Source organism: Vibrio sp. 10N.286.48.F5 (assembly GCF_041469785.1).
GTDB classification, from domain to species: domain Bacteria; phylum Pseudomonadota; class Gammaproteobacteria; order Enterobacterales; family Vibrionaceae; genus Vibrio; species Vibrio crassostreae_C.
In genome coordinates this window covers 80,584-95,047 of record NZ_JBFRLG010000030.1, presented here as the reverse complement: position 1 = coordinate 95,047, position 14,464 = coordinate 80,584, and the positions used below count along the sequence as shown (strand labels likewise).

Genomic DNA, 14,464 nt, shown 5'->3' with positions numbered 1-14,464 from the left:
AAAGGTCTAACGATGGAACTCAATACCCTGATAGTTGGCATCTACTTCCTATTCTTAATTGCGATAGGGTGGATGTTTCGAACGTTTACAAGTACGACAAGTGATTACTTCCGTGGGGGAGGTAATATGCTGTGGTGGATGGTAGGTGCAACCGCATTTATGACCCAGTTCAGTGCTTGGACATTTACTGGTGCAGCAGGTAAAGCCTTTACCGATGGCTTTGCCGTAGCGATTATCTTCATCGCGAACGCATTCGGTTACCTAATGAACTACCTTTACTTCGCTCCGAAGTTCCGTCAACTGCGTGTTGTGACGGTAATTGAAGCGATTCGTATGCGTTTTGGTAAGGTGAATGAGCAAGTATTTACTTGGTCTGGTATGCCAAACAGCGTTATCTCTGCAGGTATTTGGTTGAATGGTCTAGCAATCATCGCATCGGGTATCTTCGGCTTTGATATGACAACGACGATTGTCCTAACGGGTCTGGTTGTACTAGTAATGTCAGTAACAGGCGGCTCTTGGGCGGTAATCGCATCTGACTTTATGCAGATGGTTATCATCATGGCGGTAACGGTGACGTGTGCTGTGGTTGCGATTTACCACGGTGGCGGCGTTACGCAGATCGTTAACGACTTCCCAACAGATTCATTCATTACGGGTGATAACCTGAACTACATGAGCATCTTCAGCATCTGGGCTGTGTTCATCTTCTTAAAGCAGTTCAGCATCACCAACAACATGCTTAACTCTTACCGCTACCTTGCTGCGAAAGATTCAAATAACGCACGTAAAGCAGCTCTACTTGCTTGTGTACTAATGACGCTTGGTCCAATCATCTGGTTCATGCCTTCTTGGTTCATGGCAGGTCAAGGTGTTGATTTAGCAGCAGCTTACCCAGAAGCTGGCAGCAAAGCCGCTGACTTCGCTTACCTTTACTTCGTTCAAGAATACATGCCTGCAGGTATGGTTGGCCTTCTGATTGCCGCTATGTTCGCAGCAACAATGTCTTCAATGGACTCAGGTCTAAACCGTAACTCAGGTATCTTCGTTAAGAACTTCTACGAGCCGATTCTTCGTCCTAAAGCGACAGAGAAAGAGCTAATGGTTGTTTCTAAACTAACGTCTACCTTCTTCGGTATCGCGATCATCTTGGTTGCTCTGTTCATCAACTCTCTTAAAGGTCTGAGCCTTTTCGACACCATGATGTACGTGGGCGCATTGATCGGCTTCCCAATGACAATTCCAGCATTCTGTGGCTTCTTCATCCGTAAAACACCGGATTGGGCAGGTTGGGGCACGCTAGTTGTAGGTGGTGTGGTTTCTTACTTCGTTGGTTTCGTTATCACTGCGGACATGATTCAAAACTGGTTCGGTCTAAATGAACTAACTGGCCGTGAGTGGGCTGACCTGAAAGTGGCTATCGGCCTTATCGGTCACATCATATTTACTGCTGGCTTCTTTGTTCTTTCAACACTGTTCTACAAGCCTCTTGCTGAGCACCGTGAGAAAGACGTAGACAAGTTCTTCAACAACCTAGCGACGCCACTAGTTGCTGAAAGTAATGAACAGAAGAAACTGGATAACAAGCAACGTCGTATGTTGGGTTCACTTATCGCGGTAGCGGGTGTGGGCGTAATGACTATGTTCGTACTGCCAAACCCAATGTGGGGACGCATGGTATTCGTTCTGTGTGGCTTGATTGTGTTCTCTGTTGGTCTGTTACTTGTTAAAGCAGTCGATGACAAAGTCGAGCAACAAGACGAAGTGACTCCAGCCGAAGGCTAATTTAATACGCATCCTAAATAACATCACGGCCACCTGAACGGGTGGTCGTCATTTTTATAATCCAAACTTTAATGTGAGATGTACGATGAACAAAAAACTATTATCGGTAAGCATTATTAGCGCGTTCGCACTCGCTTTTGCAACAGGCTGTACAACACAAGAAAAAACAGCACCCGTAGTCAGTGTCGCTGAACAAGCTACGCCTGCTGTTAGCGAAATTGACCGTAGTTACCTATTGAGCAGTGACCGCTTAACAGAGGTAGATGGCGACACTTTAGCCGTTGCTTCGGAAGAGCAAGTGGCTGCGCTTAAAGCACAATTTGAAAACCTAAAAGATGGCGACGAACTGGTGATCCCTGCCGGTAAATACGCGAACTTAGGTCAAGTGACGATCACGGCGAATGACATCACTATCAAGGCCGAGCAAGCAGGTTCTGCGTGGATCACTGGTTTGATTCAGTTTGAACTGAAAGGTGATGACATCACGCTTGATGGCTTGGTATTTACTGAGGGCGGTCCTAACGAACGCTTTGGCGCAGTTCGTATGATGGGTAATGGCAATACGCTTCAAAACTCAACATTCTACTACTTCAACCACGATTACACGTACGAGTCAGACGAGCGTCGTTCTGAGTATCCAAAGTATCTTTGGGTTTCTCTATGGGGTAAAGACGGCAAAGTCATCAACAACCGTTTCGAAGGTAAGCAAAAACGCGGCACTTTGATTGGTGTGCAAAAAGATGACACAGCAGACAACCACCTGATCGCAAACAACATCTTCATGGACCAAAAGCCTAACCAGTTCAACGAATTCGACATTAAAGAAGCGATTCGTTACAACGGCAACAGCTGGGAAGCGATCCGTATTGGTGATTCTAAATCTTCACAGTGGGATTCAAGTTCTAAGTTCGTGAACAACCTAATGATCGATATGGATGGTGAGCGTGAGCTTATCTCGATTAAGTCGGGCGACAACACGATCTCAGGCAACACGATCTTCCAAAGTGCAGCTCTTATTTCACTGCGCCACGGTAAAGGCAACACAGTTGAGAACAACATGATTCTTGGCAATGGAAAGCGCCTAACGGGCGGCATTCGTATCTACGATGAAGATCATGTGATTCGCAATAACTACATTGCCAACACTCGTGGTCGTGATGGTGTGATTGAAGGCAACGCTGATCTACGTGGCGGCATTGTTATTAACACGGGCATCATCGACGTAGCGAATGGTGAGCAGCTAGATCAATCGGTGAAAGGCAAAGAGCTTAATAAGCAGTGGACACCGAAAAACATCACGATCGAGAACAACTCGCTAGTTGATACTGAGTGGGGTATTGTTTACGGCAACCAAAGCCACCGTGTAAGTTTGTTTGACAACGCAGAAGTGGAAGGCATTTATGCGGGCGTTGATGTGGCGTTCAAACACAACGTGGTTGATAACTCGCAGTCACCTGAGTTTGTAAGTGTACGTGCAACGCAAGACTTCCCATTAGTTGGCGCAACCTACACAGACGAAACTTACGTAGGTCAAGTAACGGATTCTGAACTGATCGAAGGCTACTCGGTTGAGCTACCAAAAGTCGTTGTAGAAAATGGCATTAACGCTTACCAAGGTGAAGGCGCAGACGTGTCTAAACTTGCGGTTGTGACAGCTGAAACAGCGGGTCCAGACTACGTGCTTGAGAATACGACTAAGTAATTTATTAGTTAATGGCTAATGGCTAAAGGTTAATGGCTTGAGCTACCAAATCAATTCACGATAGCTGTCCTGACCATAACACTTAAAAAGCCTCAACAGATAATGTCTGTTGAGGCTTTATCGATCTTAGGTCGTGATCATCTCAATCTTACGTCGAGACTACTGTGATTTATACTTATGCAGTAGATCCCAAGGGATATGACATAAGTGGTGATCTTCAGGGAAGTGACTTAAGTGATGCTGGTGGATGTCGTCGCTGGCAACATAATTGGTCAACGGCAACACCTCAACAGCGATACGGTCGGCATCATCTCTTGAAGAAATATAGTGCTTAGCTTCGGTTAAGTGTTCTGCATTAGTGCTGTATACACCTGTGCGGTATTTCTCTCCGACATCGACACCTTGTTTATTCAAGCTGTAAGGGTCGATAATCTCAAACAAGTGTTCCATCAAAATCGTGACTGACGTGATGTTTGGATCAAATTCAATTTGTACGCACTCCGCGTAGCCATTGTAATCGCTTTGTGTGCCGTCGCTTTGTGTCGTTTTGTTCTCTGTTGGCTGGGCGCTTCCATTAGCACGGCCTGCTTCTGTGCTGATAACACCAGGAACGTACTTAATAAATTCTTGTACACCCCACAAGCAGCCGCCAGCTAAATAAATTTGTTCCATACTTCTCTTTGAGCTCTCTGTGTTTGTTGATGTTCGTTAGGTACCCGAATCAATACGATGATACCCGTACGTATAAAAAAGCGTCTATAAAAATGAGCGCGCAAATAAAAACAAGCGTTTAGGCATTGTAAACCGGTGCGACTGAACAAACATAAGTTTAATATGATTTGTGATTATATAAGTCAGTATTGCTTTGTCATCAACTCGAATCTCAACATCAAGTGAGCGTTACTCTAAACATGTTTGATCAAATAAAAGACTTCATTAATCCGAGCAAGAACCCAGACTTGACTCAGGCTCATGAATATCAGCGCAAGCATCTTCCTACATTGTGGCTGTTGGGCAAAACGGGGGCGGGCAAGTCATCGTTTATTCAAGCGGTCACGGGCGACTCTTCTGTAGAAGTGGGCAATGGTTTTGCGCCTTGTACCATGACGGCGATGTCGTATGAGTTTCCGCAAGACAAACCCGTGATGAGGTTTCTTGATACCAGAGGACTCAGCGAAGCGAATTACGATGCGAAAGAGGATTTGGAAGAGATTGGTCAGGCAGGTAATGCGTTAGTCGTTGTAATGAAAGCCGACGAACCTGAACAATCCGCTGTGCTTACGGCTCTAAAACAGATTAAGAAACAGAAGAAGATTAAACACTTGTTGCTGCTTCATACGGCGGTGTTGTCTTCCAGTGAACCAGATCGAGCAAGGCAAATTCAGTTCAACAGCAACCAAGTAGAGAAGGCTTGGGGTAAAGAGTTTGAATCGGTAGCGGTCGATTTCGAAACGGATGACAACGCTATGTCTAACAGCGAAGCGGTTTACAACTATGACATCTTGTTAGAAAAGCTGAGCAGTATTCTTCCGGTGATAGGAATGATGGTGCAAGACAAAGAACATTCCACGCAAGAAGAAGCCAACTTTGATCAAGTAGAAAACGAAGTGCTTTGGTATGCAGGAAGTGCCGCAGCGAGTGACCTGATTCCGGGTGTTGGTTTGGTGTCGGTACCTGCGATTCAAGCCAAAATGCTTCACAGCTTGGCCAATCAATATGGGGTCGAATGGAATAAGAGAGTCTTTAGTGAGTTGATAGGCACTCTGGGAAGCAGCTTTGCTTTGCAATACGGAATGAAGCTGGGCACTCGACAGTTGATAAAGCTGATTCCAGTTTATGGTCAAACGGTAGGTGCGGTGGCTGCAGCGGCAATGAGTTTCGGCACCTCTTATGGTTTAGGTCGCGCGGCTTGTTTTTACTTCTATCATAAGAACAAAGGTGAAGAAGTGTCTGAACAAGAGATGCAGAAGATCTACAAAGAATCTCTGAAAAAAGGAAAGGCGGCGTCGGGTTATGAAGAAAATTAGAAACCTATTTCGATTACTGGCGGTGCTATCGAGCGGACGCTGGGGCATTGCCCTGATGTCGGCGATCTTCCCAAGCATTATCATGATGGTTTTTGGTGTCTTCTTGGCGATCAAATACGGTTATCTACTCGAAATGTCGATTGCCATTGCCGTGAGTACCTTGGTGTTCACCATTCCTTTATTCATTTCTAGCCGTTCTTCAAGCCGCTCTTCAAATAAAGAGTCTTTCTCGAATAAAGAGAGTGGCGGCCTTGGCGAGGATACTGCTGAAGCTGAATCACAGCATAAAAAAGCTGATATCAACGATGCATTGGTTAAGGCTTCGGCTGATTGGTCTCAAAAAGAACTGTCGATCTGGAATGATTCAAAACACCATGTACGCCAACAATTAATGGTCGACATAGAGTGGGGTAACCTAGACCAAACCGGTTTAGAGGTACTTGAATTTGTTGCGAAAAAGTTTGATAAGAAATCACTCGATTTTTCGATTCCTGAAGGGCTAAAGCTGTTCGAAGAGGTCAGCCGACGCTACAAGTTGGTAGTGCGAGAGCATATCCCCGGCATTGAGTATCTCAAGGTTTCTTACATCAAAGCGGGCTACGAAGCCTACGATAAATACGGTGAGCTAGGGCAGAAGATCGTTAAGGCCGCTATTTGGGGGAATCACCTCAAAAACCTCTATTTGAACCCGCTAAAAGTTGTTTCTGATTTAGGGAGAGAGCAAGCGACATCTTCAATGACAAGAGGTGTGGTTGATGACATGCAATACGCCGCCAAACAAGCCTTATTAGATGAAGTTGCGGCGGTGGCGATTGATCTCTATAGCGGACGTTTCAGCATTGAAGATGAAGCATTGAAAGCGTCCGATGTGTCTGAACTCGACGAACAACGCTTTGCTCCAGAGTTAGAGCCCGTGCGAATCGTGCTGGTGGGGCAAACGAGCTCTGGTAAATCTTCACTGATTAATGCCCTTAAGCAAGAGCTGGTTGCCGAAGTGGATGTACTGCCATCAACCGACACTTCAACGGTTTACAACGCGTTTGTCGACGACAATGATGTTCGCGTGGTTGATCTTCAAGGGCTTGATGGCAATCCTAAAACCGAAGCCTTAATGCTGAAAGAGATGACCCAAGCCGATGTGGTGTTATGGGTGCTTAAAGCTAATCAATCTGCGCGTGATTTGGATAAGCAATTGAAAGATAGATTTGATGCTTTCTATGACGATCCTAACAACATCTCACGCAAGAAGCCGATTGTGGTGTCGGTTGTGAATCAGGTAGACCGATTAAAGCCTGTAGACGATTGGCAACCGCCGTATGACTTAGAGAATCCAACATCGACCAAAGCGAAGATCATTGCTCAAGCGCTCGAATACAATCATATATTGCTGCAAACCGATATCGTGTTACCGCTGGCGATTGCGCCAGAAAAGGTACAGTTTGGTTTAGATACTTTAAGGCAGACGTTGATCGAGCGTATCGCTGACGCAAATAACGTTCAGAGAAATCGCCAACGTTTAGAAGCCATGAAAAGAGGCTCGTCGGTTAAAGGCCAACTGAATAAAGCAGTCAAAGTGGGTAAGAAGGTGGCACCCAGCGCATTGAAAGCGGCGACACCAAAACTGGCTGAAATGGCCATCAAGCAAGCCGTGAAGAAGAAGTAAGTCATTCACTGCGAATACGGTTCTGGTGAGGTTTGAGCCTCATCAGAATTTATCTTTTCTAGATCGGCGAGTTTTGGATCTTGGCTTTATTAGATGATGGCTTTTTTAGAAAACAGCTATCTTCGCCCCTTATTAGAGAAGTGTTGATTTCAAAAGGGATTTGATATTATTAAGGTTCTCGCTGAACTAGTTTAATAGTATATAAACAGCTGTGATTCACATTTTATATAACACGCTATCGTATTTAATCATCATTCTAAATATTGATCACATTTATACTTTTTTAAGCTGTATTTATAAAACAATTGCACTATATTTAAACTTCGGATCATCTTGATTTCAACGTAGGGATATATTGTGAACATGTATCTGAAATGGCAATCAACAACTTGGCTAACCTTGTTAGCTTGGTATACCTTAGATCACCAACTCTCGTTCCACCTTTCTTCAGAGTAGTACCCTCTAGGCGTCACGCGCCAGCAAAGCAGCGAGCTTTGTTTACCTATCAGCAGCTTTGATAACCTTTGAACGTATGAATGTCGCACTTATTATTCCGTGTAGGGTATTCGTTTTTTGTCGTTCTCGCTAATTATCTTAGCCTCTGTTTAGGTTTGATTAATAAGTCATTATTTAATTTGTTTATTTTCACTGTTAATTTTCTGTGTATCTTTATGCGGAACTATTAATTTAATAGTGAGGACTCGTGACATCTAAAGAAAATACATTTCGACCTGATCGGAATGTATTGAAAGGTATTATTATGGAAAACTTCAAACATCTACCAGAACCGTTTCGTATTCGTGTTGTAGAGCCAGTAAAAAGAACAACTCGCGCCTATCGTGAACAAGCCATTGTCGACGCGGGCATGAACCCATTTTTGCTCGACAGTGATGATGTGTTTATCGACTTACTGACAGACAGCGGAACAGGATCTATCACTCAGCGTATGCAAGCCGCGATGTTAATGGGTGATGAAGCTTACAGTGGTAGCCGCAGTTACTACGCATTGTCGAATGCGGTTAAGGATATCTTCGGTTACGAGTTGACGATTCCAACACACCAAGGACGCGGTGCAGAGCAGATCTACATTCCGGTTCTTATTAAGAAGCGTGAAATGGAGAAAGGGCTCGATCGCAGCAAAATGGTCGCCTTGTCGAACTACTTCTTCGATACAACACAAGGCCACACCCAAGTGAATTGCTGTGTGGCGAAGAACGTTTATACCAAAGAAGCGTTCGATACCTCAGTGAACGCGGATTTCAAAGGCAACTTCGATGTGGTGAAGCTGGAAGAAGCGATCTTAGAAGCGGGCGCAGCCAATGTTCCCTACATTGTGAGCACCATTACTTGTAACTCTGCTGGTGGACAGCCAGTGTCTATCGCCAATCTAAAAGCCGTGTATGAAATCGCTCAGAAGTACGATATTCCTGTGATCATGGACTCGGCACGCTACGCAGAAAATGCCTACTTCATTCAACAACGTGAAGCGGGTTATCAGGATTGGACAATCGAACAGATCACGCGTGAGTCTTACAAATACGCGGATGGTTTAGCTATGTCTGCCAAGAAAGATGCCATGGTACAAATGGGCGGCTTGTTGTGCTTTAAAGACGACGCTTTCATGGATGTGTACACAGAGTGTCGAACCTTGTGTGTGGTGCAAGAGGGCTTCCCAACCTATGGTGGCTTAGAAGGTGGCGCGATGGAGCGTCTTGCGGTTGGCCTTTATGACGGCATGCGCCAAGATTGGTTAGAGTACCGTATTGGCCAGGTTCAATACCTTGTTGATGGCTTAGAAGCGATGGGCATCGTGTGCCAGCAAGCAGGCGGTCATGCTGCGTTTGTCGATGCGGGTAAATTGCTGCCTCATATCCCGGCTGGTCAGTTTCCCGCACATGCTTTGGCGTGCGAACTCTATAAAGTCGCGGGTATCAGAGCGGTTGAGATTGGGTCTTTGCTGCAAGGACGCGACCCAGCAACAGGTGAACAACACCCATGTCCTGCTGAGTTGTTGCGCCTTACCATTCCTCGCGCGACCTACACACAAACACACATGGACTTCATTATCGAAGCATTCGAAAAAGTGAAAGAGAATGCAGGACAAGTGAAAGGGCTCGATTTTACCTACGAGCCGCCGGTGTTAAGACACTTCACTGCGCGCTTGAAAGAGGTAGAGACCAGCGAGAAACAAACAGAAAAAAAGAACGAACAAACGCTCGAAGAAGCATTTTAAAATAAAAACATAAGCGAATAGTCACTAGAACCCTAATCAAAGGCTCCCTCGGGAGCCTTTTCTTTTTTTGGATGGTAGGGGAGTTAGGCAGTTAAGCCTTTAAGTAGTTAACCCGTTAAAAGCTGAACTACGCTTGTTTGTTTTTCAGGGTAGACTTCAACATTTGGAATAACCACTGATTCAAAGGTGCGTCTTTTTGCGAGCGGCGGCAGCTCATCACATAGCTCACATCTATGGTTCATGTTCGATTGTTAAAGTTACTCCAACAAAAACACAGATACCAAACGAACAAAGAATTAGAAATACAACGAGGTGATGTATGAACAAGTTAATCGCACTTGGATTGATGGCTTTGTCTATGAACACGGCTTTCGCGGCTGACGGTACTTATGCGAGTACTCTCGATATGATGAGAAGCGAAGGCAATCAAGTAAAGGCTGAGCGTGTTGAATCTGATCCAGTGCTTGAAGGAAGAAATGAAGCGTCTAACGGCTGAATCCAATTCCACAAGAGCGTCGATCAAGACCAAACGATCCAGCTTACAGGTCGTCGTGATTAACGTTAAAGATGTGCTTACCATTGTCATGAGAAATGCTGCGCCCTCGGGTGCAGCATTTTTCGTTATTGGGTTGTGGAGTATTTTATAAACTCTAGCGATCTAGCCTTGGCATGTTGTGTAACGTCTGGCATTTTGTTGTTCTCTAATTTAGATCGCTATTGGGTGTTGGTTAAGCATTACAAACCAGTAAGCGAACGACTCGAAAGGACAAGGAATGACTCAAAAAGAAACGGGAATGATTCGTCATATTCTACTGATTAAGTTTAATGAAAACGCTGAAGCTTCAGAGGTTCAAAAACTAAAGATGCTGTTTGAAGCGATGCCAAACAAGGTTGAAGGGGTCACTTCAGTAGAATGGGGATTAAATGACAGCCCTGAAAACAAGAATCAAGGTTATACCCACTCGGTGTTAATGACATTCGCCGATGAAGAAGGCCGCCAGAATTACCTTCCGCACCCTGAGCATAATGCGCTGAAAGATGTGTTTCGTCCGCTTTTAGAAGAAATCATTGTGTTTGATTACTCCCTGTAATTAGGTTCTGAGTAGGTCTGTTGTGTTTGACTTACCTTCGATAATGAAGAGTTAGGGCCTAGCGTTTAAGCCCTAACTAAATAAGAAACGACTTACTCTGTTGGTGAAATCGTGACTGGTGCAAACGATGCGACAGCATTTCCGCCTGCGCCCGGACGGTCTACATAAGGTGTGTTCTGCATTAAGGTGTAGTACACATCCACGAAGTCATCATCATTCACTAATACACCATCAGGAATCACATCGATAATCTTGCCTGTGATCTGAGGGATGATCGCATAACCTTGAACTTCTGGATCAGGAATCATCTTCAGTATCTCTTCTGCGGCTTGAACCAAGAGTTTTGCTAGCGCTTTGTAGTCTGTGCCATCATCGTGTTCCATTAAGATCATGTCTGCAGCGCCCCAACGGTAGCGAGGCCAGAAGATGACGGTCTGGTTCGGGTAGTACGTCTGTTTGTCGTAGTCCAGATAAGGCATCTCAACGAGGTCGATTTGGGGCTCTAAACGACTTGAATCGACACCCGTCACGATAGCGTAGATTTCCGCTTTACCAGAGATCCAAGGTTCTTGGTCGACGGCTAAACGGATTTTGGTTAATTGTGTAGTATTCAACGGCTCAGGTTCCGACAAGGCCATCGAGCGACGAGCCCTGTTCATCAAAGACGATTTTTGAGGTTTACTCTCGTCGGCATTGGTATCGCTAACGGCATTGATTTGCGTTGTAGTACCCAGCTTTTGCATCTCTGCCTGCATCGCCATTAGGCCTGCTTTGAGCTCTTCTGCGCCGTTACTATCAACCACAAACACTGGGACGTCTGGCATTTGGTACACATCTAATTCATGAACCTGTCCGTACACGTCATACGCTTCAATGTACTGCCAATTCGAATCATCGCCTGATGGTTCAAATGCAAACAGCGGGTTTTCACCATTCTTCCAAGCTTCGATCATCGCTTCATCAGCCATGCGAACCTCTAACACAGAGTCGCTGAAGTCGTTGATCCCTTTCATCTTGCGATAACCAAGATCCGCTTTCTGCATCCGGCTTGAAAATGCAGAGTAGGGCTGAGTAGAGTTCAATTTATCTACAGGCGCGGATAAGTTCTTTTCTGAGATCTGAGCCTTCAATGAATGTTCAAGAACGGAATAACGCTCGCTGATTTGTAACGCCAAAGATTGCTTTTGCGCAGCGCTACTTTCTGCAATACCTAATGAATCAGTTGTCTCAATATTTTGCGCAAAAGACTGGAAGCCAACCACTGTCGTTGCAAGCACCATACTGATAGAAATAGATGGTCTCATAAATAATCCTTATTTTAATTTTTATCATTAATAGAGCTTTTGCCCTATAAGGATTAACCTATCAGTAACGTGAATGTGTTCAAAAGTTAGTCAGTTATTTTTGTTTCGTTGTGCAGCACAGGATCTCAATTTAAACTGTTTTTATAAAACAATGCCTAAGTAACCTTGATATTTATAAATTAATAGACGTATCAGTAAATAACTTACAATATTATTAACTACTAGGGTGCGTCATAAAAAACCTACTCAAAGTGAGTAGGTTTTTATTTCGCAGTTAACCGCTAGTTCTCGATTTACAACTTGTTTGAGAGGCTTGCTCTAACTCAATCTAAACGTAACGTTAGGCCAGAGTAGTTCGAGTATCCGCGCAGTAACACATGATAGGTCACACCCGGCTGAGCGCTCACACTGCACTGCTCATTGTTTCCAGGACGATAAGGTCGGCAGTCGTAACTCGATGTGGTTGGCTTGCTGCCTGATTTCACGTAAAGGTCGGCATCGCCGGAACCTCCAGACATTGAAACCGTCACACTGGATGCAGAATCAACAGTGAACGTGTAGAAGCTCTCTGAAGATTGATTCCCGCTTAGGTTCGTAATTGGTGTGCCTTTCGTCAGCACATTGCCAGTTGGAGGCGTTACACCACAACTTGCATTAACGCCTACGGTATTAAAAGCATCTTCAACGTCGGCAACCACATAACCCATGTCTGCTGCGGCTTTCGCTACGCCACAAGCACCGGCATCAAAGGTACTGTTTGCCGTCCAATACAGTTGGTTTGCGACCGTGAATATTTCAAAGCCCTTACGTACATTCCAACCCGATTTGTTCGCTAAAAGGTAAAAGGCGCGGTTGTAAACACCGCTAGACAAGTGAACGTTCAAGCCATCGGAGTATTGCGAGGCGTGATCAATCGAACGACCATCTTTTGAAGGTTGATCAAAGTAACGCAAGCCGCCTTCTGATTTGAATATATCGCTTCCGACAATCCAATCCACACTGCCACGTAAGTAGTATTCAGCCGCTTCGCCCGCAATATCGGAGAAGGCTTCATTGATACCGCCCGACATGTTTTGGTACACAAGGCCGGAGTTTTGCTCGGTGAACCCGTGGCTAACCTCGTGAGCACTCACGTTGATATCGACCAATGGGTAAAAGGTGTTTTTGCCATCCCCAAATGTCATGGATGAGCCATTCCAAAAGGCGTTTTCATAATCGGTACCGTAATGAACGCGCATCGTCAGCTGGAAAGTTAAAGGCGACGTCTTCATCCACTCTTTGTACATATCGAATACGACATTACCAAAATAGTGCGCATCGTTAAGAGGCGAGTAAGCCCCGTTAATGTATTTATGATCGGTGTAGTTGGTTCCGTCGGCACAGTTGTAGCTGTAGGCTGCGCTGCCGGACGTTCCGTTTCTCAAATCGACTGTCTTAACTGATTCATTTTCTAACGTACAAGTTGTGCCTGTTTTGTCGATGGGAAAGCTGGGGAAGTCACTGCCATATTCATATCGAGTGGTTTTGAGGTTGCCACCTGGGCCAGTACCTAATGCTTTAGCGTGGTTTAGTCCATTCCATTTTTGGAGCACATCGCCAGTCGTGGCATCAATAAAGTAGAAAGGGCGTTCTGGCATAGAGGATGCGATAAAGAAATCGACCAGATACACCACTTGGGCGACTTGGTTCTCATCCAATCTCACCATCAGTTTCGCGTTTTTATTTTCAATCGACTTTTTGCCGACGGTAAACGTGCGGTGAGAGGAGATCGCAGCTTCTATCGCTTGTTCCTGATTCAGTTTTGGCGCGATGCTGGATAGATCACCACTGATCCCCTGTGCCATGGAACCGAACACTTGAGTGGGTTGGTTCTTGGAAAGGGTGGCCACGACCGAAGTATCAAAGACGGGTAAACCTAGGTGAGTTTGTTGGTAGCGAACTTTCGTTTTTCCATTGGGCAATACCACCCGTTTAACTTCAGAAAAACCTAATTCAAGTGGAGCAACACTCTTCGACTGCGCGACGAGGCTTTGTTGTAGTAATGCATCATTATCGACTCTGACCATTTCTGCAGCGTGTGCAGTAAAGCCGAAAGACGTACCTAGAATGGCTGCTATTTTCCAGCTTAGTTGACGTTGTTGGTTCATTTTTCGTTCCTGATTTTAATATAAACTCCTTCTTCCCAACGGCTTTATAGGAAGTCTATATGCAACACACTAATGCCATGTGTTGCGAATCAAGATTGGAAGAGCATTTGGATTTATGACAAGTTTATCAGGGAGATTGAATTTTATGGTATGTAATTCAAAGTTTACAAAAGCTCTTATTGATCAAATTGTTTTTATAAAATGCAAATTTGTTATTTATCGTAAACGTATGATAGGGCGAGAGTTATTAAAACCCGCTTTGTTTTAATTTATAGAATGAATTTCTCTAAGTTAATTTCGATATTTCTCTGTTTTTACCTTAACTACAAATGAGTAAATAAGCCAGTTTTTGGAAGTGGAAATATTGTCTTTATTGTCAATAGTAAACTTGTTTTAACAATGCCAGCCAGAACAATTATCAAGTTTTCTTCATTTGGTTTTGTCTAATTTCTGTTATATTTACAATAACCTGAGTCGCATGATTTCAATCAATTCTATTATTCGACCTTTTG

The 14,464-nt window shown here is 44.5% G+C and carries 9 protein-coding genes and 2 pseudogenes; 7 read left to right on the top strand and 4 right to left on the bottom strand.

Annotated elements, in window-relative coordinates:
- The first annotated feature begins 12 nt into the window (after positions 1-12).
- A complete protein-coding gene (locus AB4185_RS16530; RefSeq protein WP_017061461.1) occupies positions 13-1,785 on the top strand; it encodes a sodium:solute symporter family transporter in 1,773 nt (590 codons plus the stop codon).
- An 85-nt stretch (positions 1,786-1,870) separates the two neighbouring features.
- Positions 1,871-3,487: a polysaccharide lyase 6 family protein gene (locus AB4185_RS16525; protein WP_372135676.1), complete on the top strand. Its 1,617-nt coding sequence runs from the start codon at positions 1,871-1,873 to the stop codon at positions 3,485-3,487.
- Between the two features lie 159 nt (positions 3,488-3,646).
- Here AB4185_RS16525 and AB4185_RS16520 read toward each other — a convergent pair whose 3' ends face one another.
- Positions 3,647-4,159 (bottom strand): peptide-methionine (S)-S-oxide reductase, encoded by a 513-nt coding sequence (locus AB4185_RS16520; protein WP_017063632.1) that lies wholly within the window; start codon positions 4,157-4,159, stop codon positions 3,647-3,649.
- A 239-nt stretch (positions 4,160-4,398) separates the two neighbouring features.
- Between AB4185_RS16520 and AB4185_RS16515 the strand changes: the two genes are divergently transcribed.
- The 3 genes from AB4185_RS16515 (at position 4,399) to tnaA (ending at position 9,410) form a co-directional block, all read left to right on the top strand.
- Positions 4,399-5,514, top strand: a complete 1,116-nt coding sequence (locus AB4185_RS16515) for a YcjF family protein (protein WP_372135675.1) — start codon at positions 4,399-4,401, stop codon at positions 5,512-5,514.
- Positions 5,501-7,177, top strand: a complete 1,677-nt coding sequence (locus tag AB4185_RS16510; RefSeq protein ID WP_372106161.1) for a GTPase family protein — start codon at positions 5,501-5,503, stop codon at positions 7,175-7,177. The genes AB4185_RS16515 and AB4185_RS16510 overlap by 14 nt, the downstream gene beginning before the upstream one ends.
- Positions 7,178-7,937: 760 nt before the next feature.
- The gene (gene tnaA / locus AB4185_RS16505; RefSeq protein ID WP_102394496.1) at positions 7,938-9,410 is read left to right on the top strand and encodes a tryptophanase; all 1,473 of its coding nucleotides are present in this window, start codon (positions 7,938-7,940) and stop codon (positions 9,408-9,410) included.
- A 127-nt stretch (positions 9,411-9,537) separates the two neighbouring features.
- On the opposite strand, the pseudogene AB4185_RS16500 reads toward tnaA, so the two are convergent.
- Positions 9,538-9,648: pseudogene (locus tag AB4185_RS16500) on the bottom strand (LysR family transcriptional regulator); the annotation flags it as partial.
- Positions 9,649-9,729: 81 nt separating this feature from the next.
- Between AB4185_RS16500 and AB4185_RS16495 the strand changes: the two are divergent.
- Positions 9,730-9,969: pseudogene (locus tag AB4185_RS16495) on the top strand (hypothetical protein).
- Positions 9,970-10,183: 214 nt separating this feature from the next.
- Positions 10,184-10,501 (top strand): Dabb family protein, encoded by a 318-nt coding sequence (locus AB4185_RS16490; RefSeq protein ID WP_372135674.1) that lies wholly within the window; start codon positions 10,184-10,186, stop codon positions 10,499-10,501.
- A gap of 92 nt (positions 10,502-10,593) precedes the next feature.
- Here AB4185_RS16490 and AB4185_RS16485 read toward each other — a convergent pair whose 3' ends face one another.
- Together AB4185_RS16485 and AB4185_RS16480 are read right to left on the bottom strand one after the other, a co-directional pair.
- Positions 10,594-11,805 carry a DUF3103 domain-containing protein gene (locus tag AB4185_RS16485; protein WP_108109883.1) on the bottom strand — a complete coding sequence of 404 codons (1,212 nt, stop codon included), beginning with the start codon at positions 11,803-11,805 and terminating at the stop codon, positions 10,594-10,596.
- A 323-nt stretch (positions 11,806-12,128) separates the two neighbouring features.
- Positions 12,129-13,952, bottom strand: a complete 1,824-nt coding sequence (locus AB4185_RS16480; RefSeq protein ID WP_372106163.1) for a M4 family metallopeptidase — start codon at positions 13,950-13,952, stop codon at positions 12,129-12,131.
- Positions 13,953-14,464: the final 512 nt, after the last annotated feature.